The organism is Nocardia abscessus NBRC 100374, from assembly GCF_000308455.1.
Lineage (GTDB): Bacteria > Actinomycetota > Actinomycetes > Mycobacteriales > Mycobacteriaceae > Nocardia > Nocardia abscessus.
The window spans coordinates 310,546-329,495 of the sequence record NZ_BAFP01000139.1 but is presented as its reverse complement, the minus strand read 5'-3'; the positions used below and the strand labels follow the sequence as shown (position 1 = coordinate 329,495).

The 18,950-nt window shown below is 68.8% G+C and carries 16 protein-coding genes; 11 read left to right on the top strand and 5 right to left on the bottom strand.

The genetic code is table 11. From position 1 onward, the window contains the following. Positions 1–38 precede the first annotated feature (38 nt). Positions 39–479, bottom strand: coding sequence for a winged helix-turn-helix transcriptional regulator (locus ON19_RS29115; RefSeq protein ID WP_043699581.1), 441 nt, complete (start codon positions 477–479; stop codon positions 39–41). A gap of 333 nt (positions 480–812) precedes the next feature. Between ON19_RS29115 and dnaK the strand changes: the two genes are divergently transcribed. The 5 genes from dnaK to ON19_RS29090 all read left to right on the top strand — a co-directional run bounded on the left by dnaK (position 813) and on the right by ON19_RS29090 (position 6,635). Next, positions 813–2,663, top strand: a complete 1,851-nt coding sequence (gene dnaK / locus ON19_RS29110) for a molecular chaperone DnaK (protein WP_043699579.1) — start codon at positions 813–815, stop codon at positions 2,661–2,663. After that, complete coding sequence (grpE, locus tag ON19_RS29105) at positions 2,660–3,328, top strand: nucleotide exchange factor GrpE (protein WP_043699577.1); 669 nt, start codon at positions 2,660–2,662, stop codon at positions 3,326–3,328. Before dnaK ends, grpE begins: the two co-directional genes overlap by 4 nt. A 24-nt stretch (positions 3,329–3,352) precedes the next feature. Further along, positions 3,353–4,510, top strand: a complete 1,158-nt coding sequence (dnaJ, locus tag ON19_RS29100; RefSeq protein WP_043699575.1) for a molecular chaperone DnaJ — start codon at positions 3,353–3,355, stop codon at positions 4,508–4,510. After that, positions 4,510–4,929: a heat shock protein transcriptional repressor HspR gene (locus ON19_RS29095; RefSeq protein WP_043699573.1), complete on the top strand. Its 420-nt coding sequence runs from the start codon at positions 4,510–4,512 to the stop codon at positions 4,927–4,929. The genes dnaJ and ON19_RS29095 overlap by 1 nt, the downstream gene beginning before the upstream one ends. A gap of 536 nt (positions 4,930–5,465) precedes the next feature. Then, positions 5,466–6,635, top strand: a complete 1,170-nt coding sequence (locus tag ON19_RS29090; protein WP_043699569.1) for a globin domain-containing protein — start codon at positions 5,466–5,468, stop codon at positions 6,633–6,635. A 594-nt stretch (positions 6,636–7,229) separates the two neighbouring features. Here the strand turns inward: ON19_RS29090 and ON19_RS29085 are convergent. From ON19_RS29085 to ON19_RS29070, 4 genes are all read right to left on the bottom strand, one after another. Beyond that, complete coding sequence (locus ON19_RS29085) at positions 7,230–7,994, bottom strand: FAD-binding oxidoreductase (RefSeq protein WP_043699567.1); 765 nt, start codon at positions 7,992–7,994, stop codon at positions 7,230–7,232. Between the two features lie 29 nt (positions 7,995–8,023). Then, a complete protein-coding gene (locus ON19_RS29080) occupies positions 8,024–9,181 on the bottom strand; it encodes an FAD-binding oxidoreductase (protein ID WP_043699565.1) in 1,158 nt (385 codons plus the stop codon). 308 nt (positions 9,182–9,489) lie between these two features. Next, positions 9,490–10,377 carry an LLM class flavin-dependent oxidoreductase gene (locus tag ON19_RS29075; RefSeq protein ID WP_043699562.1) on the bottom strand — a complete coding sequence of 296 codons (888 nt, stop codon included), beginning with the start codon at positions 10,375–10,377 and terminating at the stop codon, positions 9,490–9,492. Positions 10,378–10,435: 58 nt separating this feature from the next. After that, positions 10,436–11,371: an NADP-dependent oxidoreductase gene (locus tag ON19_RS29070; RefSeq protein ID WP_043699559.1), complete on the bottom strand. Its 936-nt coding sequence runs from the start codon at positions 11,369–11,371 to the stop codon at positions 10,436–10,438. A 351-nt stretch (positions 11,372–11,722) separates the two neighbouring features. Between ON19_RS29070 and clpB the strand changes: the two genes are divergently transcribed. The 6 genes from clpB (at position 11,723) to ON19_RS29040 (ending at position 18,948) form a co-directional block, all read left to right on the top strand. Beyond that, positions 11,723–14,278 carry an ATP-dependent chaperone ClpB gene (gene clpB, locus ON19_RS29065; RefSeq protein ID WP_043699555.1) on the top strand — a complete coding sequence of 852 codons (2,556 nt, stop codon included), beginning with the start codon at positions 11,723–11,725 and terminating at the stop codon, positions 14,276–14,278. Between the two features lie 208 nt (positions 14,279–14,486). Beyond that, positions 14,487–15,290: a DUF5666 domain-containing protein gene (locus ON19_RS29060; protein ID WP_043699551.1), complete on the top strand. Its 804-nt coding sequence runs from the start codon at positions 14,487–14,489 to the stop codon at positions 15,288–15,290. Between the two features lie 137 nt (positions 15,291–15,427). Further along, entirely contained in the window at positions 15,428–16,423 is a 996-nt protein-coding gene (locus ON19_RS29055; protein WP_372478654.1) for a TtfA family protein, read from the top strand. A 55-nt stretch (positions 16,424–16,478) separates the two neighbouring features. Beyond that, positions 16,479–17,288 carry an SDR family NAD(P)-dependent oxidoreductase gene (locus ON19_RS29050; RefSeq protein ID WP_043699545.1) on the top strand — a complete coding sequence of 270 codons (810 nt, stop codon included), beginning with the start codon at positions 16,479–16,481 and terminating at the stop codon, positions 17,286–17,288. A 2-nt stretch (positions 17,289–17,290) separates the two neighbouring features. Beyond that, positions 17,291–17,839, top strand: a complete 549-nt coding sequence (gene pyrE, locus ON19_RS29045) for an orotate phosphoribosyltransferase (protein ID WP_043699542.1) — start codon at positions 17,291–17,293, stop codon at positions 17,837–17,839. 50 nt (positions 17,840–17,889) lie between these two features. Further along, positions 17,890–18,948 carry a beta-ketoacyl-ACP synthase 3 gene (locus ON19_RS29040; protein WP_043699540.1) on the top strand — a complete coding sequence of 353 codons (1,059 nt, stop codon included), beginning with the start codon at positions 17,890–17,892 and terminating at the stop codon, positions 18,946–18,948. Positions 18,949–18,950: the final 2 nt, after the last annotated feature.

Sequence of the window (18,950 nt, the reverse complement as noted above, 5' to 3'; positions counted from 1 at the left end):
CGGCGCACGGCGGTCCGGCCGGGCCGCTCGCCGTCACCCTACTGCGCGGTAGCGCCCACCGTGGCTTCCTCGGCCGCACGGCGGTCGTAGGCGTAACGGGCCGAGGCGATTTCGTTCTGATGCGTCTCGGTCCAGGTGACCAGCGCATTGATCGTGGTGTGCAGGCTCGCGCCGAGCGGCGTGAGCGCGTAGTCGACCCGCGGCGGGATGGTCGGGTACACGGTGCGCCGCACCAGGCCGTCGCGCTCCAGGTACCGCAGGGTCTTGGTGAGCATCCGCTGGCTGACGCCGTCGATGGCGCGCTTCAGTTCGGTGAACCGCAGACTGCGCTGATCCAGCAGCGCGATCACCAGCAGCGACCACTTGTCGGCGACCCGGTCGAGGATCTGGCGCACTTCACAGTCCGCTCGGGTGTCCCACTGCAAAACGTCGTAGTCGCCCTCGCCATCGCAGTGGTAAGGCGTCGCCGGTGCGTCCATGAGCGCCGATTCTGCCAGGGCAGCCGACGGTATCAAGAGGGAACCGAGGCCACCGTGGGGAACTGCCCGCGCACACTCGTGCCGCCGGTCGGGAATTAATCGCGGGAGTCGCCCGTTGAGCTTTTCGACAAGATTGAGTGTGGATGGCTCAAGTTTCGGTTGACTCCGGGACTCCTGCGGTGCAGGATTGAGCCGACCACGCTCAGTGTTGCTGGGGCCGTGCTCCGTGAGGTGCTAGGGGCGAGGTCTCGCGGCGTCCTTCACCGGGCGTCGCAGGGCGGTTGTTCGCCCCGGCACCTACACACATCGGTACGTCAACTAGGAGGAACCACTATGGCTCGTGCGGTCGGAATCGACCTCGGGACCACGAACTCGGTCGTCGCCGTTCTCGAAGGCGGCGAGCCGGTCGTCGTCGCCAACTCGGAAGGATCGCGCACCACCCCGTCGATCGTCGCGTTCGCGAAGAACGGCGAGGTGCTGGTCGGCCAGCCGGCCAAGAACCAGGCCGTCACCAACGTCGACCGCACCATTCGCTCGGTCAAGCGGCACATCGGCACCGACTGGAGCGTCGAGATCGATGGCAAGAAGTACACGCCGCAGGAGATCAGCGCGCGCACGCTGATGAAGCTGAAGCGCGACGCCGAGTCCTACCTCGGTGAGGAGATCACCGACGCGGTCATCACCGTGCCCGCCTACTTCGAGGACGCCCAGCGGCAGGCCACGAAGGAAGCAGGCCAGATCGCGGGCCTGAACGTCCTGCGCATCGTCAACGAGCCCACCGCGGCCGCGCTCGCCTACGGCCTGGACAAGGGCGACAAGGAACAGACCATCCTGGTCTTCGACCTCGGTGGCGGCACCTTCGACGTCTCGCTGCTGGAAATCGGCGAGGGCGTCGTCGAGGTCCGCGCCACCTCCGGCGACAACCACCTCGGTGGTGACGACTGGGACGAGCGGGTCGTGCAGTGGCTGGTCGACAAGTTCAAGGCCAGCTCGGGTATCGACCTGACCAAGGACAAGATGGCCATGCAGCGGCTGCGTGAGGCATCCGAGAAGGCCAAGATCGAGCTGAGCTCTTCGCAGAGCACCTCGATCAACCTGCCGTACATCACCGTCGACGCGGACAAGAACCCGCTGTTCCTGGACGAGCAGCTGACCCGCGCCGAGTTCCAGAAGATCACCTCGGACCTGCTCGACCGCACCCGCGCGCCGTTCCAGTCCGTGATCAAGGACGCGGGCATCAAGGTGTCCGACATCGACCACGTGGTGCTCGTCGGCGGCTCCACCCGGATGCCCGCCGTCTCCGACCTGGTCAAGGAACTGACCGGTGGCAAGGAGCCCAACAAGGGCGTGAACCCGGACGAGGTCGTCGCCGTCGGCGCCGCCCTGCAGGCCGGTGTGCTCAAGGGTGAGGTCAAGGACGTCCTGCTGCTCGACGTCACCCCGCTGTCGCTGGGCATCGAGACCAAGGGCGGCGTGATGACCAAGCTCATCGAGCGCAACACCACCATCCCGACCAAGCGCTCGGAGACCTTCACCACGGCCGACGACAACCAGCCGTCGGTGCAGATCCAGGTGTTCCAGGGTGAGCGCGAGATCGCCTCGCACAACAAGCTGCTCGGCTCCTTCGAGCTGACCGGCATCCCGCCGGCCCCGCGCGGCGTGCCGCAGATCGAGGTCACCTTCGACATCGACGCCAACGGCATCGTGCACGTCACCGCGAAGGACAAGGGCACCGGCAAGGAGAACACGATCAAGATCCAGGACGGCTCCGGCCTGTCCAAGGAGGAGATCGATCGGATGGTCAAGGACGCCGAGGCGCACGCGGCCGAGGACAAGGCCCGCCGCGAGGAGGCCGAGACCCGCAACCAGGCCGAGTCGCTGGTGCACCAGACCGAGAAGTTCATCAAGGAGAACGAGGACAAGGTCCCCGCGGACGTCAAGACCAAGGTCGAGGCGGCCATCGCCGAAGCGAACGAGGCCCTCAAGGGCACCGACATCGCCGCGGTCAAGGCAGCCGTCGAGAAGCTGGCGACCGAGTCGCAGGCCCTCGGCCAGGCCATCTACGAGGCCTCCGCCGCGGACGCCGCGGCGCAGGGCAACGGCGCGTCGAGCGGCGCGCAGGATGACGACCAGGTCGTGGACGCCGAGGTCGTGGACGAGCCGGTCGACACGGAGAAGAAGTGACCGAGGGCAACTCTGAGAAGGAGCCGATCACCTTCGTCGACAACCGGAAGATCGACCCGGAGACCGGTGAGATCCGCCAGCCGGCCGCGGACAACGGCGCCGCGGCCGCGCAGGCCCCGGAGTCGGGCAACGGTGCGGAGACCGGCAACGGCGGCAACGCCCAGGCGCTCGCCGACACGATCAGCGGCGAGCTCGCCGAGCGCACCTCCGATCTGCAGCGGCTGACCGCGGAGTACGCCAACTACCGGCGCCGGGTCGAGCGCGACCGCAAGGCCGCGATCGATTCCGCCAAGGCGTCGGTGGTCACCGAATTGCTCGGCGTGCTCGATGATCTCGACCGCGCTCGGGCGCATGGTGATCTGGAGTCCGGTCCGCTGCGGTCGGTGGCCGACAAGCTGTCGGCCGCGTTGCTCAAGCAGGGCCTCGAGGAGTTCGGTTCGGAGGGCGAGCCTTTCGACCCGACCCTGCACGAGGCCGTGCAGCACGAGGGCTCCGGCCACGATCCGGTGATCGGCATTGTGATGCGCAAAGGCTATCGCTTCGGCGATAGGGTGCTTCGGCACGCGCTGGTCGGGGTAACCGACGGCGTAGCCGATCTGACGGAAAACGCGGATCAACCGACCGAAGAGGCATCGGATGTTGATGCCGGCGCGAACGAACAATAAGGACGCGAGAGGAGGAGATGCTCGGTGAGCCAACGGGAGTGGATCGAAAAGGACTTCTACAAGGAGCTGGGTGTTTCCTCCGGCGCCTCGCAGGACGAGATCAAGAAGGCCTATCGCAAGCTCGCGCGCGACCTGCACCCGGACGCCAACCCCGGTGACACCAAAGCCGAGGAGCGGTTCAAGGCCGTCAGCGAGGCGCACGCCGTACTGTCGGATCCGGCCAAGCGCAAAGAGTACGACGACACCCGCAAGCTCTTCGCGGGTGGCGGCTACGGTCGCGGTGGGTTCGGTCCCGGTGCGGGCGGCGGCTTCTCGCAGGAGTTCAACATCGGGGACATCTTCGGCGGCGCCGGCGCCGGCGACGGTGGCCTCGGCGACCTGCTCGGCGGTCTGTTCAACCGGGGCGGCACGCGGACCTCGAGCCGCCCCCGCCGCGGCGCCGACGTGGAGACCGAGACGACGCTCGGTTTCCGGGAGGCCGCCCAGGGCGTCACGGTTCCGCTGCGGATGACCAGCCCGTCGCCGTGCACCACGTGTCACGGCAGCGGGGCGAAACCGGGCACGAGCCCGCGGGTCTGCCCGATCTGCAACGGGACCGGGGTGGTCAGCCGCAACCAGGGCGCGTTCGGCTTCAGCGAGCCGTGCGACGAGTGCCGGGGCAGCGGTTCGATCATCGACGACCCGTGCGTCGACTGCCACGGCAACGGCATCCAGAACCGCACGCGCACCATCACGGTGCGGATTCCCCCCGGAGTCGGTGACGGGCAACGGATCCGGTTGGCCGGTCAGGGCGAGGCGGGCCTGCGCGGGGCGCCGTCGGGCGACCTCTACGTGACCGTCCACGTCAGCCAGGACAAGGTCTTCGGCCGCAACGGCGACGACCTGACCTTGGTGCTGCCGGTCAGTTACAGTGAACTGGTCCTCGGTACCACGGTCTCGGTGCCCACGCTGGACGGGCGAGTCGGCGTCAAGGTGCCTCCGGGTACCGCCGACGGCCGCATCCTTCGGGTGCGCGGCCGCGGCGTGCCCAAGCGCGGCGGCGGCGCCGGAGACCTGCTGGTGACGGTGAAGGTCGCGGTGCCGCAGAAGCTGGACGGCGACGCCGTCGAGGCCCTCAAGCGCTACCAGGAGGCCGAGCGGGCCGGCGGCTTCGATCCACGTGCGGGATGGGCAGGTGCGTGATGTCCTCGGAACCGAAGAGCGCGTCCGGCGGGGCCCGCGCCGAGTTCTTCATGATCTCGGTGGCAGCCCAGCTGGCCGGCATGCACGCGCAGACGCTGCGCACGTATGACCGTCTCGGACTGGTCACGCCGCAACGTACTTCGGGCGGCGGGCGGCGCTACTCGGCCCGGGACGTGGAGCTGCTGCGCGAGGTGCAGCGGCTGTCCCAGGACGAGGGCGTCAACCTGGCGGGCATCAAGCGCATCATCGAACTGACCAATCAGGTGGAGGAACTGCGCCAGCAGGTGGCGGAACTGTCGGCCGAGTTGGAGCGGACGCGGGCCGGATACCGTCCCGATCTCGCCCCGCCGCAACGCAGTACCGCGTTGGTGGTCTGGCAGCCGCGCCATCGTCGCGAAGACGGTCGGCACCGGCGATAACGGCACGACGACGACGGCCCCGGCCTCCGGTCGCACAGCGCGATTCGAGGCCGGGGCCGTCGTCGTTTCGCGCCCGCTACCACCGATTATTTGCTGACAGTAAACCAGAACATGTTTGGCGTAAGCGGTACGGCAGAGGATATTTCGTTGTCGAATCAACTGGACATTTTCACCATAGATTGGCCGATGGTATCGGCGCGGTTTGCCCGGATCGAACTCTATTCGGCCGCAGCGGTGTTGCCCTGGTGTCGCTAGAACAGACCAATCGGGACGTAAATTCCTAAGCAACCCTTGCGAATTCGGTGATCCTTCGACTGATTTTGCGGCATATCTACCGTCTTGCAGTCGGTTTCTCTGGCGTGTCTCGCTGGATATCCTCGTTTTGACGAAATTACACGCGTGATGTCCAATCGAAAGATTCCGTAGCTGGCAAACCTCGCCTACACTCCTTCCCATCGGCTGCTGTCGAGTGGCCCAGCAGCATCTCACTCGTCGGCATGGTTGGTGAACGAGTGCGAAATGGGGTTGTGAGATCAATGGATTCACGCACTGTCGCTTTGATAAGAACGACCTTCAAGGCGGTTGCTGCGGAAGACGGGGGGCCGGAGAAACTGGCGAGATCGTTCTACGCGATCTTGTTCACCGACTACCCGCACGTCCGCGATTTCTTCCCGGCCGCGATGGACGCCCAGCGCGATCGCCTGGTCAAGGCGATCTCCTATGCGCTGGACCGGCTGGAGGAGCCCGACAAACTGCTGCCGTTCCTCGCCCAACTCGGTAGGGACCACCGCAAGTACGGCGTGCAGCCCGCGCACTACACCGCCGTGTCCACTGCGCTGAAGACCGCCGTCAAGGTCTTCGCGGGCACCGAGATGTGGACCGACGAGGTCGACCGCGCCTGGGACGAGGGCCTGAAGATCATCGCCGACACCATGATCGGCGCCGCGGAGAAGGAGACCACGCCGTCGGCATGGACCGGCACCGTGATCGAACGCCGCGAAGTGCTGCGCAACCTGGTCATCGTCCGGCTGCAACTGGACCAGCCGATGTCCTACGCCGCGGGCCAGTACCTGAGCGTGCAGATCCCGTCACGGCCGCGCATGTGGCGCTACCTCTCACCCGCCGTGCCCGCGAACGCCAACGGTGAGATCGAGTTCCACGTCCGCGGCGTGCTGGGCGGCTGGGTCAGTTCGGCCATCGTCGGCCAGACTGTCGTCGGGGACCAATGGCTGCTCGGCTCACCGCTCGGTGGCCTCGGCATCCCGCGCAACACCAAACGCAAGATGCTGATGGTCGGCTGCGGCACCGGAATCGCGCCGCTGCGTGCGCAGCTCATGGCGATGGCGATGCGGCGGACCAATCCGAAGGTGCACCTGTTCGTCGGCGGCCACCACCCGTGCGACCTCTACGACCTGGAGACGCTGAGCAAACTGGCGATGGCCAACCGCTGGCTCACCGTCACGCCGGTCAGCGAACACGACGAAAACCCATGGTGGTACGCCGAACCCGACGAGCCACGCACCACGTGGCCCGGCCTGGAACCCCGCGTCACCGGCCAGATCGGCAAGGTCGTCGCGAGCTTCGGCGCCTGGTCCGACCGCGACGTACAGATCGTCGGATCACCATCGATGGTGCAGACCACCAAGTTCCGCCTCATGGCGGCGGGAACGCTCGCGAAGAACATCCGCCACGACCCGCTCTTTTGATTGGCCGCGACTTCGTCGCGGCGTGTTCGCGGCCCCCTTATGGCTCGCGTCCGAGCGACCGCCGCTTGCTCCTTCGTCGCGGACGCGGCGGCCGCTCGGACGCGAGCCGGGCCGCGAACGGCGCATGCTAGGTCTCGCTTCGCTCGAAACCGGTGGTTGGGCTGATGTGGTTGCGTGGGGATGGTATGCGCGAGGCTAGGTGTGCGCCGTCAACGGATAGCCGCCGAAAGGGTGCGTTCTCTGGGAGGCCTTGTCGTCGGCGCGGTCACTCGGACGCGCGCCGGACGGTGCTGGTTTTCCAAGGCGTGCGGCGTGGGGTGTTCGCGGCCGACCTGATTCGTTTCCGAGTGACCGCCGCTTGCTCCTTTATCGCGGACGCGGCGGCCGCTCGGACCGCGCCGGGCTGTGTTGGTTTTTCCGGGGCCTGTCGCTGGGTGTTCGCGGTCCCTCGTGGCTTGCGTCGCCGCGAACGGGCAATGCTCGTCTCGCTTCGTTCGTGCCCGGGGTTGGGCTGACGTGGTTGCGATAGGCATGGCCGCCGCGTTCGGTGCGGGCTGTCATCCGGATGACTGGCGATTCAGGTTGCGGAGTTGTTCAGAGTCCTTCGAATTGGATTCGTTCCGGGGGTGTTCCGGTTTCGAGGAGGCGGTCGACGGTGGTCTGGACCATGGCGGGGGAGCCGCAGACGAGCACTTGGTGCTCGCGGAACGCGCCGTGCGAGCCGAGGACGTCGGCGAGTGTGCCGTACAGCAGGTCGTCCGGTGGGAAGCCGATGTCGACGCGGGACTGCTCGTACCACTCGTCGATCCAGTCCGGGTCGTGCGGGGTCTCCACCACCGGGATCACGGTGAGCCACGGCAGTTCACCGGCCAGCAGGAACAGCATGTCCGCGGCGTACAGGTCGCGGGGGGAGCGCCCACCGACGAAGAGGTAGGTGGGCGGCGGCGAAGGCTTGCGCGCCAGTTCCAGGATCTGCGCGCGCATCGGCGCCAATCCCGTGCCGCCCGCGATCATCACCACCTCGTCGCCGTCCGGGTCGACCCAGAACCCGCCGAGCGGAGCGCCGATCCGCCACTCGTCGCCCGGCTGGGTGTCGGCCACGATCGCGCCGCTGCACCAGCCACCCGGGACGGTGCGCACGTGGAACTCCAGCTTGCCGTCCAGCGAGGGCGGCAGCGCGGGCGAAAGCCTGCGCCGCACACCGGGATGCTGTGGCACCCGCACCTCGACCGACTGACCCGCGGCGAACGGCACGAACTCGCCGATCAGGCGGATCACCGCGAGATCGTGACGCAGCCGATGATGACCGACGACGGTCGAGGTCCACTCGGGCGCCTGATGCGCACCGTTACCGAGCATGCTCGGATCCCCCAACGGGGCCTCCTTCGTTACACAGGGTCGCAGCTGATGTTCTGCTCCGGCGTGCCGACCGCGATGAGCGCGCGCCGGGTGTCCGCGATCATCCGGGCCGAGCCGGCGATCTGGATCTGGCGGTCGGCCCACGCGCCGAAGCTCGCGACCACGGCGCCAAGGTTACCGATCAGGCGCCGATGCATGCCGTACGGTGCGTCCTGCGGTGGATGCGGGTACCACCACGGATTGGTCTTCTGCTCGCAGACCGGAACGATGGTGAGCCACGGGTTGCTCTGCGAGAGCTGCCACATGTTCTCCACGTCGTACAGGTCGCAGGGGTAGCGGCCGCCGATGAAGAAGTGCACCCGTGGGTTGATGCCGCGCTGGCCCATCTCGATCAGCTGGGCGCGCAGCGGGGCGATGCCGGTGCCCGCGCCGATCATGAGCACGTCGCGGCCGCTGTCCCGGTCGACGCGCAGTCCGCCGAGCGGGCCCGCGATCCGCCACCGGTCGCCGACCCTGGTCTCGTTGACGATCGCTGGGCTCACCCAGCCGCCGCGGATCTTGCGCACGTGGAACTCGATCTCGCCGTAAGGGTTGGACGGGATCGCCGGGGAGAAATAGCGCCACATCTTGGGGCGCTGCGGAATGGTGACCGGCACGTACTGCCCGGCCTGGTAGGGCACCGGCCCGTCGGACTGCAGGCGCACGATGGCCAGGTCCTCGAGCACGCGGCGATGGCCGACCACGGTGGCCTCCCACACCGGCTGCGACTTGTCGGAGTTGGCCCCGATGGCCATGGAGGCGGAGATCAGGATGGTGATGTCGCGCCAGCCCTCCTCCAGGCCCCGGTGCCAGGCCGCGCCGTTGTAGGCGCGGAACGCCGCGAGCAGCGCGCGGCCGGCCACATCGTAGTGCGCGGCCTCCACGCCGTACTTGCGATGGTCGCGGGCGAGTTGCTCCAAGAACTTCTGCGCCCGGTCCCAGTCCTCCAGGTGATCGAGCACGTACTGGATGGCTGTGGCGATCCGCTTGGCCTGCATCTCCATGGCGGGCGGGAACAATTCGCGCAGCCGTGGGTTCTCGGCGAACAAATGTCCGTAGAACGCACTGACCAACCGCTCGGGTCCGTTCGGCGACTCGATCACCGAACGGAAATTGGCGCGGACCAGCGCAGCCGAACGCGCATCCACGACGTGGAGCTTCCTTTCCCTCAGTTCTGCCCGGGGACATACCCGTTACCGGCGGTCTCCCGCCGACAAGTATCCCCGAAAATGCCGTGGTCGTGTGGGTATGACGTACCTTCGCCTTCGCTCCGGCCATCCGCGGGCCGGCGACGGACTACGTCCGACCGCGCCCGCCGGTGCCGTAAGACCCGGCCAAACGGTAATCGGTGGGCAAACGACGGATGTCGCTGGCCCGTCACGAGCCGGCGCGCGGGCGAGCCGCGCCGGAACTCGCCAGACCCATCCTGGGCGGAAAGGCGCCGGATTCCGGCCGGTCAGGTCCCGGCGCCGGTGCGGACCGCAGGCACGACCTGCTCGGTATAACGACGGATCTGCTCGACCGGTTCCCCTTCGGTCGGCCAGAAGACGAATCCGTCGATCCGCTGGTCGCGGTGCAGTGTCAGCAGATCGTCGGCCCAGCGCTCGGGCGGGCCCTCCAGGAAACCGTGGTCGGTCCCGTCCGCGGTGATGGTCCCGGAGACGTTCAACACCCGCCGCACCGACAGCGGGTCCCGGTCCGCGGCTGCGGCGGCGTCATCGATCCGCCCGCCCGCCTCGGCCAGGAACTCCGGCGGCGCCCACGCGGAGGACGGCACCCAGCCGTCGGCGACGCGTCCGGTGAGCTCGAGCATGCGCGGCCCCTTCGCGCCGAGCCAGATGCCGGGATGATGACGCGGGCGGGGGCCGGGATGCGCGCCCGCGAGGCAGTAGTAGTCCCCGGGCACCCGGACCGATCGCGCGTCGCTCCACCACAGCGCGCGGATCACCGTGATCGCCTCGGCCAGCGCGCGCACCGCCGCGCCGCCGGTCCGGCGCGGCCCGCCCATCCCGGCGACGGCGTCCCAGAACGCGCCCGCGCCGAGACCGAGCTGGATCCGGCCGTCGCTGATGATGTCGAGCGAGGCCACCGCCTTCGCCAGCAGCGCCGGGTGGCGCAGCGGCAGGTTCGCCACGTCGGGGAAGAAGGTGATCCGTTCGGTCCGCCCGGCGAGAGCGGTGATCAGGGTCCAGGTGTCCAGGAAACGGCGCTGGTAGGGGTGGTCCTGGATGCCGATCAGGTCGAGCCCGGACACGTCCGCGTACACGCTGAGCTCGGCGAGCCCGCGGAAGTCGTCGGCCTCGGGGATCAGGAACAAGCCGAACTCGGGCGGTCGGGCGCCCATCGCACACCTCCGGGTGGTCTCGGGGACGGCCGAACCGGCGCGGTGTCGGCGGTACGGCTCAGATGGCGAGCACTGTCTTGCCGCGCGCGCCGGGCGCTCCGATGACCGCGGGCCCCTGCGCGAGCGGGACGGTCGCGTCGATCGGCACGACCACGTCACCCGCCGCGACCCGCTGGATCAGCCGGGCCAACTCGGGCGCCTTGCCCTGCGATTCGATATTGCCGCCCTTGATCGACCGAGCGCGCAACGCGTCCTCGTCGGCGGCGAAGGTGGTGGAGTAGACGGTGCCGCCGTCACGGACCAGCGTGGTCAGCTCCGCGAGCGCCTCCGGCGGGCTCACCAGGTCGAACAGGACGTCGATGCCGTCCGGGTGCGCGGCGGCGACCTGGTCGCGCACCGGGCCCGCGGTGTAGTCCACCGTCTCGGCCGCGCCCAGGCGGGTCATCTGATCGGCGGAGCCGCCGCGCGCCGTCGCGATGACGTGCGCGCCCGCGATATTGGCCAGTTGTACCAGGAAGGAGCCGACGCCGCCGGTCGCGCCCACGATCAGCACGGTCTGGCCGGGTTCGATGTGCGTGGCGTCCACCAGGTCCTGCGCGGTCACGCCCGCGGTCGGCAGCGCCGCGGCCGCGACGGTCGGCACGCCCGGCGGGATCGGCACCAGCGTGCCGCCTTCCGGTAACACCGCGTACTCCGCGAAACTGCCGTGGCCGACCGGCGGGGTGAGGAACTTGCCGACTACCCGGTCGCCGACGGCGAAGCGGCTGACGCCCGCGCCGATCGTGGCGACGGTGCCGGCGCCGTCCACTCCGAGGATCATCGGAAAGTCGTGCGGCAGTTTGCCGTCCAGGATTCCGGAGGCCACTTTCCGGTCGAAGGGGTTCACCCCGGCCGCCTGGAGTTGGACCCGCACGGTTCCCGGCCCCGGCTCGGGCATCGGCATTTCGGCCAGTTCCGGCGTCGCTCCGAACTTCCGTACCACGATCGCGCGCATCCATTCGCTCCTTGATTCGGGCTGAAGAGTGATGCAACAAGTGACGGCCGTGGTCATCGTAGGCACCCCAACCCCGCCGACGTGCGGAATCATCGCATGGGCGGTGTCGCGAATCGTCGCATTCGCCGGTGTCGGGGCGTAGCGTTCGACACGATTCGGCGGGTGTCGGGCCGGGCGCGGCGAAGAATTCAAACTTGAGCGGAACAGACTCAACCTTTCGGACGTTGGACGGTAAGGAACGGCGCCGAGCCGATGGCGGAGCGGGCGAGACGAAGCGAAGGCCTCGCCTCGGGCGATCGCACCGGACACGGTGCTCGGCGCCGTGCGAATCGACTAGTAGGAAGGTGACTCGTGGACTCGTTCAATCCCACCACCAAGACCCAGGCGGCTCTGACGGCCGCCTTGCAGGCGGCCTCCGCCGCGGGCAACCCGGAGATTCGTCCGGCGCACTTGCTGGTGGCGTTGCTGGACCAGACCGACGGCATCGCCGCGCCTTTGCTCAAGGCCGTCGGAACGGATCCGGCGACCGTGCGGCGCGAGGCACAGGACATCGTGGACCGGCTGCCCCGGGCGACCGGCGCCACCACCTCACCGCAGCTGGGCCGTGAGGCACTCGCCGCGATCACCGCGGCGCAACATCTCGCCACCGAGCTCGGTGACGAATACGTCTCCACCGAGCACGTGATGGTCGGTCTCGCCGACGGCGACTCCGACGTGACCATGCTGCTCACCAAGTACGGCGCCACCGCCGACGCGCTGCGTTCGGCGTTCACCGCCGTACGCGGCAGCGCCCGCGTGACCAGCCCCGATCCGGAGGGCACCTACCAGGCGCTGGAGAAGTACTCCACGGATCTCACCGCCGAAGCCCGCTCCGGCAAGCTCGACCCGGTCATCGGCCGCGACACCGAGATCCGCCGGGTGGTCCAGGTGCTGAGCCGTCGCACCAAGAACAACCCGGTGCTGATCGGTGAGCCCGGCGTCGGCAAGACGGCGATCGTCGAGGGACTCGCCCAGCGCATCGTGGCGGGCGACGTCCCGGAGTCGCTGCGCGGCAAGTCCGTCGTGGCGCTGGACCTCGGCGCGATGGTCGCGGGCGCGAAGTACCGCGGTGAATTCGAGGAACGGCTCAAGGCCGTGCTGGAGGACATCAAGAACAGCGCGGGCCAGATCATCACCTTCATCGACGAGCTGCACACCATCGTCGGCGCGGGCGCCACCGGGGAATCGGCGATGGACGCGGGCAACATGATCAAGCCGATGCTGGCCCGCGGCGAGTTACGCCTGGTCGGCGCGACCACGCTGGACGAGTACCGCAAGCACATCGAGAAGGACGCCGCCTTGGAGCGGCGCTTCCAGCAGGTGCTGGTCGGCGAGCCGTCGGTGGAGGACACCATCGGCATCCTGCGCGGCATCAAGGATCGCTACGAGGTGCACCACGGCGTGCGCATCACCGACTCCGCGCTGGTCGCCGCGGCCACGCTGTCGGACCGCTACATCACCTCCCGGTTCCTGCCGGACAAGGCGATCGACCTGGTCGACGAGTCGGCGTCGCGGTTGCGCATGGAGATCGACTCGCGCCCGGTGGAGATCGATGAGGTGGAGCGCGCGGTGCGCAGGCTGGAGATCGAAGAGGTCGCCCTGGCCAAGGAGACCGACGAGGCCTCCAAGCAGCGGCTGGACAAACTGCGCGCGGAACTCGCCGACGGCAGGGAGAAGCTCAACCAGCTGACCACCCGCTGGCAGAACGAGAAGAACGCCATCGACCAGGTGCGCACGCTCAAAGAGGAACTGGAAGCGCTGCGCGGCCAATCCGAACGCGCCGAGCGCGACGGCGACCTCGGCAAGGCGGCCGAGCTGCGCTACGGACGCATCCCCGCGCTGGAAAAGCAGCTCGCCGCGGCCGAGAAGACTTCCGCCACAGCGGGAGACGGCGAGGTCATGCTCAAAGAGGAGGTCGGCCCGGACGACATCGCCGAGGTGGTGTCCTCGTGGACCGGCATCCCGGTGGGCCGGATGCTGGAAGGGGAGACGCAGAAGCTGCTGCGCATGGAGGACGAGCTGGCTCGCCGCGTGGTCGGGCAGGCCGAGGCGGTGCAGGCGGTGTCGGACGCGGTGCGCCGGGCGCGCGCCGGTGTCGCCGATCCGAACCGCCCGACCGGCTCGTTCATGTTCATCGGCCCGACCGGCGTCGGGAAGACCGAGCTGGCGAAGACGTTGGCGGACTTCCTGTTCGACGACGAGCGCGCCATGGTCCGCATCGACATGAGCGAGTACAGCGAGAAGCACTCGGTGGCCCGGCTGGTCGGCGCTCCGCCCGGGTATGTCGGTTACGACCAGGGCGGCCAGCTCACCGAGGCGGTGCGGCGCAGGCCCTACACGGTGGTGCTGTTCGACGAGATCGAGAAGGCGCACCCGGACGTGTTCGACATCCTGTTGCAGGTGCTCGACGAGGGCAGGCTCACCGACAGCCAGGGCCGCACGGTGGACTTCCGCAACACCATCCTCATCCTGACCTCGAACCTGGGTGCGGGCGGTGACCGCGAGTTCGTCATGAACGCGGTGCGTTCGGCGTTCAAGCCGGAGTTCCTCAACCGCCTCGACGACGTGGTGATGTTCCACTCGCTGGACGAGGAGCAGCTGGAGAGCATCGTCGACATCCAGCTCGATCAGCTGCAGAAGCGGCTGGCGCAGCGCAGGTTGAAGCTGGAGGTCAGCGATTCGGCCCGGTTCTGGCTCGCGGTGCGCGGCTACGACCCCGCCTACGGCGCGCGCCCGTTGCGCAGGCTGATCCAGCAGGCCATCGGCGACACCCTCGCCAAGGAACTGCTCGCGGGGGAGGTCTCCGACGGCGACAGCGTCAAGGTGACCGTCAGCCCCGACGGCGACGGCCTGATCGTCGGGAGATGAGCCGAGCGGGCGCCGCGCGGAGGTGATGTTCCGCGCGGCGCCCGTGCGGGCGCATCGCGGCAAGCGGTCCGTTCCGGGTAGCGCCCGGAGCGGACCTTCGTCATCGCCCGTCCCGGGTCTTCCAGGGGCAGAGGGAGTTTCGCACCGAAGGCGCACCGGCTCCCCGGGCGCGAGCGCGGTGGAACGAACAGAGCCTACGCTGGAACGCATGACCAACCCGAACGATCCGTGGGGGCAGCGGCCGGAGGATGCGCCGACCGAACACCTGGGTCCGGGCAAGTCCGGGTACGGGGACCCGACCCACACCACGGAGTACCTGGAGGCCTACGGCACCGGCGCGCCGTCGGCGTATCCGCCCACGGAGCAGTACGGAGGCTGGGGGCCGCCGGGGCCGAACGCGACGCGCGAGCTCCCGCCCTACGACTCCCAATGGTCGGCCTATCAGGACAGCGGCGCTGGTCAGTGGCCTGGGACGGCGGCACCGCCCGGTGGCGCGATACCGCCCGGCGCGGCGCCGCCGGGGCCGCCGCAGCCGCCGCGCCGCAATACCGGTCTGTGGATCGCCCTGGCCATCGGCGTCGTGCTGTTGATCGGAGCGATCGGGGTCGTCGCGGGCGTGCTGCTCGGCGGCAGCGATTCCGATTCGGCGGACACCGCGGCCGCCTCGACCGCGCCCGTCACGACCAGGTCCCTGCCGGGAACCAGGACCGCGCCACCGACCCCGCCCAGCGGGTTGCCGGGGGTGCCCGGTCTCGGCGATGTCGACGGACTCGGCGCCACGATGGGCACCATCACGGCCAACGACGCGGGCACCCTGACGGTGAGTTCGGTGATGGGCGACTCCATCACGGTGCGCACCGACGCGAACACCCAGGTGATCGCGTTGTCGGGCACCAAGGTGTCCGACCTGGCCGCCGGCGAACTCGTGCTGATCCAGGGCGACAAGGCGCCGGACGGGTCGATCCAGGCCAAGATCATCATCGGTACCTCGCTGCCCGGCGGCGGACGATGAACCGTGCCATGCGCCCTCCGCGTGCGGCGGCGCGCATTCGGCCGTCAAGCGGGATCGACGTCTGCTCGGCTTTCGCTCGGCCTGCCGCGGGGGTAATGACGGACCATGTCCGGCCGGGCCTATTAGGCTAGGCACCGATGACGGCAATGTGGTTCGGGTTGGCGGCGATCGCGCTCGTGGGCGCGATCGTGCTGCTGTATTTCGATCGGCTCCAGCGGCAGCGGACCGGTCACGCGCGACAGGTCTGGGCGAAGTCGCAGGGCTATACCTACGTGTCCGTGGAACCCGCGCTGCCGTCCACGTGGCGGCGTGGCGCGCTGGCCAAACTGGGCTATCTCTCCGCGGTCGACGTGGTCTCCGGCATCCGTAAGGGCGAGAAGTTCGTGCTGTTCGACCTGGAGGATTCCGCGACGCTGGTCGCGGTGCGCCGCCAGATCGGCTCGGACATCGACGTGGACATGCGGTTGAAGACGGCTTCGCCGCCCAAGGACCACGATCTGGAACTGCTCGGCGCCATCGGCGACCGCGTGGTGTTCGCGACCAATCCCGAAATCGCCAGGCACGCCGTCGATCAGCGCATGGTCGCCTTCATCGAGGCCCTGCCCGACACCGTGCAGATGCTCTGGAGCGAGGGCAACTGGACGCTGGGCATGCTGCTGGTCGGCACCACCTCGAAGGACTGGGAAGGCGCGATCGATGCGGTGCTGCGCCTGTCCGGCCTGCTGCACGTGCTGCCACCGGTCAGCGAGCCGCGCTCGGAAGGCGCACACGACGTGAGTCGGCCGCGGCCCCGCGATCGGCAGCGCGGCGAGAACGCCAGGGACGTCGAGGGCGACGTCGACCGGCCGCGACTGCGCAAAGAAGCCGGCGACGACGAACTGCCCGGCGAGGACGCCTACGCCGACGACCGCGCCGACGATTCGGAACCGGCCCGCCGCCCCTCGCTCGCCGTCGTGCCGAACGCGCGCGCCCGGGTGCGCGACGACGAGCAGGCTCGGCCGCGGGAGGAGCACGACGAGCGCGCCGCCGCCGAAGGCCGGCCGGACGCCGAGTCGCAGCGGCGGCCGTCCGACGCGCCCGGCGGCCCGTTCCATCCCGGATTCCGCCCCTATCAGGGACCCGTGCCGAAGTGACCGGCCGCGCGCCCAGCGCAGTCGGGTCCGCGCGACTGCGATCGATCGCGCGGTCATGATCGAGCACCCACATCCGAGGCTGCCCGGCGCCACCCGCCCTGTGGCCTTGATCACCGGGCCGACCTCGGGCATCGGCCACGGCTACGCCACCCGCCTGGCCTCGCTCGGCTACGACTTGGTCCTGGTCGCCCGCGACGAGCAGCGTCTCGCCGCCCTCGCGACCGACTTGGAGCATCGCTTCGGCACTCGCTCGCAGGTGCTCGTCGCGGATCTGGCCCTGGCGCAGGACCGCGAGCAGGTCGTGGCGCGACTGGCCGACGGCGTCGAATTCCTGGTCAACAACGCGGGTTTCGCGCACTCCGGAGAGTTCTGGACCGTGCCGCCCGATCAGCTCCAAGCGCAACTGGACGTCAACGTCACGTCGGTGGTGCAGCTGACCAGGGCCGCCTTGCCGCCGATGATCGCGGCGGCGAACGGCTGCGTCGTCAACGTGGCCAGCGTGGCGGGCCTGATCCCCGGACGCGGGTCGACGTATTCGGCGTCCAAGGCCTACGTCGTATCCTTCACCGAAGGGTTGGCAGGGGGATTGGCCGGAACCGGAGTTCGGGTCCAAGCCCTGTGCCCGGGATTCGTCCGCACGGAATTCCATCAGCGAGCCGGCATCGAGATGTCCTCGCTGCCGAAAGCGTTGTGGCTGAGCGTCGACCGGGTAGTCGCCGGCTCACTGCGTGATCTGGAGAAGGGCCGGGTGCTCAGCGTGCCCGGTATGCAGTACAAAGCGCTCACCACCGTCGCCGGAATGATCCCGCGAACCCTGGGGGCCCGGCTCAATCGCGGGCTGTTCGACGCACGCGGAAGGACTTAGACATGATCGACGTGATAACCAACGACAGGGACAGGTTGGCCGCCCTGGTGCGCGAACTCGCCGTGGTCCACGGCCGGGTGACCTTGTCCTCGGGCAAGGAGGCCGACTACTACGTCGACCTGCGCCGCGCCACCCTGCACCACGGCGCGGGCCCGCTGATCGGCAAGCTGCTGCGCGAACTCGTCGCGGATTGGGATTTCGACGCCGTCGGCGGCTTGACCATGGGCGCCGACCCGGTGGCACTGGCCGTGATGCACGCGCCCGGCCGCCCGATCGACGCGTTCGTGGTGCGCAAGGCCGCGAAGTCGCACGGCATGCAGCGCCAGATCGAAGGCCCCGACATCGCGGGTAAGCGGGTGCTGGTCGTCGAGGACACCACGACGACCGGGAACAGCCCCTTGACCGCGGTGCGCGCGCTGCGCGCGGCGGGCGCTACCGTGGTCGGCGTCGCCACCGTCGTAGACCGGGAAACCGGCGCCGACCAGGTGATCGCCGCGGAGGGACTGGAGTACCGGTCGATCCTCGGCTTGAAGGATCTCGCCCTGGGATAGCCTGGATGAAGGTCTAAGTCTTCGAAGGTGAAGGGTCGTGTGAGTCACCAGTGGTGAGCATTGCAGTCAACAGAAGTCGCGAAAACGTTGCGATGCTCGGAATCGGCGCTTACCGACCCAAGCGCCTGGTCAGCAACGCCGAGGTCTGCGAAGTCCTGGATTCCACCGACGAGTGGATCTTCGAGCGAACCGGCGTCCGCAACCGGCGCTGGATCAGCGGTGACGAAACGCTCCGGTCGATCGCCGCGGCGGCGGGCGAGCGCGCGATCGTCAACAGCGGCGTCGACCGGTCCGAGATCGGCGCCGTCATCCTGGCCACGTCCAGCTGGCTGACCCTCACCCCGCACGGTGCGCCGCAGGTGGCCTACGACATCGGGATGAACGGGGTTCCCGCCTTCGACCTGACCTCCGGCTGTGGCGGCTTCGGCTACGGCCTCGGTGTGGCCGCCGACATGATCCGCTCCGGCTCCGCCCAGTACGTCCTGCTCATCGGGGCGGAGACGATGACGGTGGGGCTCGATCCCACCGACCGCGGCACCGCGATGATCTTCGGTGACGGCGCGGGCGCCGTGGTGGTCGGTCCGAGCGAGGAGAACGGCATCTCCCCGACCGTCTGGGGCAGCGACGGCGAGAACGCCGCCGCGATCATGCAGGACATCGACTTCCTGGAGTACATGCACCGCGCCCAGTCCATGCAGGGTATGGACCCGGCGGTGGATCCGGTCGGCCGGATGTCGCTGCGGATGGAAGGCCCGCGCGTCTTCCGCTGGGCCGCGGTCACCCTGCCGCGCGCGTTGTCCACCGCGCTCGAGGTGTCCGGCGTGGCCAAGGAGGACATCGAGGTCTTCGTCCCGCACCAGGCCAACGCCAGGATCAACGAGCTGATGAAGAAGAACCTCGGCCTGGCCGACGAGATCCCGATGGCCAACGACATCGAGAACACCGGCAACACCTCGGCGGCGTCGATTCCGCTCGCCATCGAGGAGATGCTGGTCACCGGCAAGGCGAAGGGCGGCCAGACCGCGCTGCTGCTCGGCTTCGGCGCGGGCCTGAGCTACGCGGGCCAGGTCGTCACGCTGCCGCCCGCGCCCGCCGAGCCGAGCTTCTAGCC

What these genes read in the sequence shown, in the direction of transcription:
- ON19_RS29115 (WP_043699581.1), bottom strand. Translation starts at nt 479, where the DNA reads ATGGACGCACCGGCGACGCCTTACCACTGCGATGGCGAGGGCGACTAC.
- dnaK (WP_043699579.1), top strand. Translation starts at nt 813, where the DNA reads ATGGCTCGTGCGGTCGGAATCGACCTCGGGACCACGAACTCGGTCGTC.
- ON19_RS29095 (WP_043699573.1), top strand. Translation starts at nt 4,510, where the DNA reads ATGTCCTCGGAACCGAAGAGCGCGTCCGGCGGGGCCCGCGCCGAGTTC.
- ON19_RS29090 (WP_043699569.1), top strand. Translation starts at nt 5,466, where the DNA reads ATGGATTCACGCACTGTCGCTTTGATAAGAACGACCTTCAAGGCGGTT.
- ON19_RS29085 (WP_043699567.1), bottom strand. Translation starts at nt 7,994, where the DNA reads ATGCTCGGTAACGGTGCGCATCAGGCGCCCGAGTGGACCTCGACCGTC.
- ON19_RS29075 (WP_043699562.1), bottom strand. Translation starts at nt 10,377, where the DNA reads ATGGGCGCCCGACCGCCCGAGTTCGGCTTGTTCCTGATCCCCGAGGCC.
- ON19_RS29070 (WP_043699559.1), bottom strand. Translation starts at nt 11,371, where the DNA reads ATGCGCGCGATCGTGGTACGGAAGTTCGGAGCGACGCCGGAACTGGCC.
- ON19_RS29060 (WP_043699551.1), top strand. Translation starts at nt 14,487, where the DNA reads ATGACCAACCCGAACGATCCGTGGGGGCAGCGGCCGGAGGATGCGCCG.
- ON19_RS29055 (WP_372478654.1), top strand. Translation starts at nt 15,428, where the DNA reads ATGACGGCAATGTGGTTCGGGTTGGCGGCGATCGCGCTCGTGGGCGCG.
- ON19_RS29050 (WP_043699545.1), top strand. Translation starts at nt 16,479, where the DNA reads ATGATCGAGCACCCACATCCGAGGCTGCCCGGCGCCACCCGCCCTGTG.
- pyrE (WP_043699542.1), top strand. Translation starts at nt 17,291, where the DNA reads ATGATCGACGTGATAACCAACGACAGGGACAGGTTGGCCGCCCTGGTG.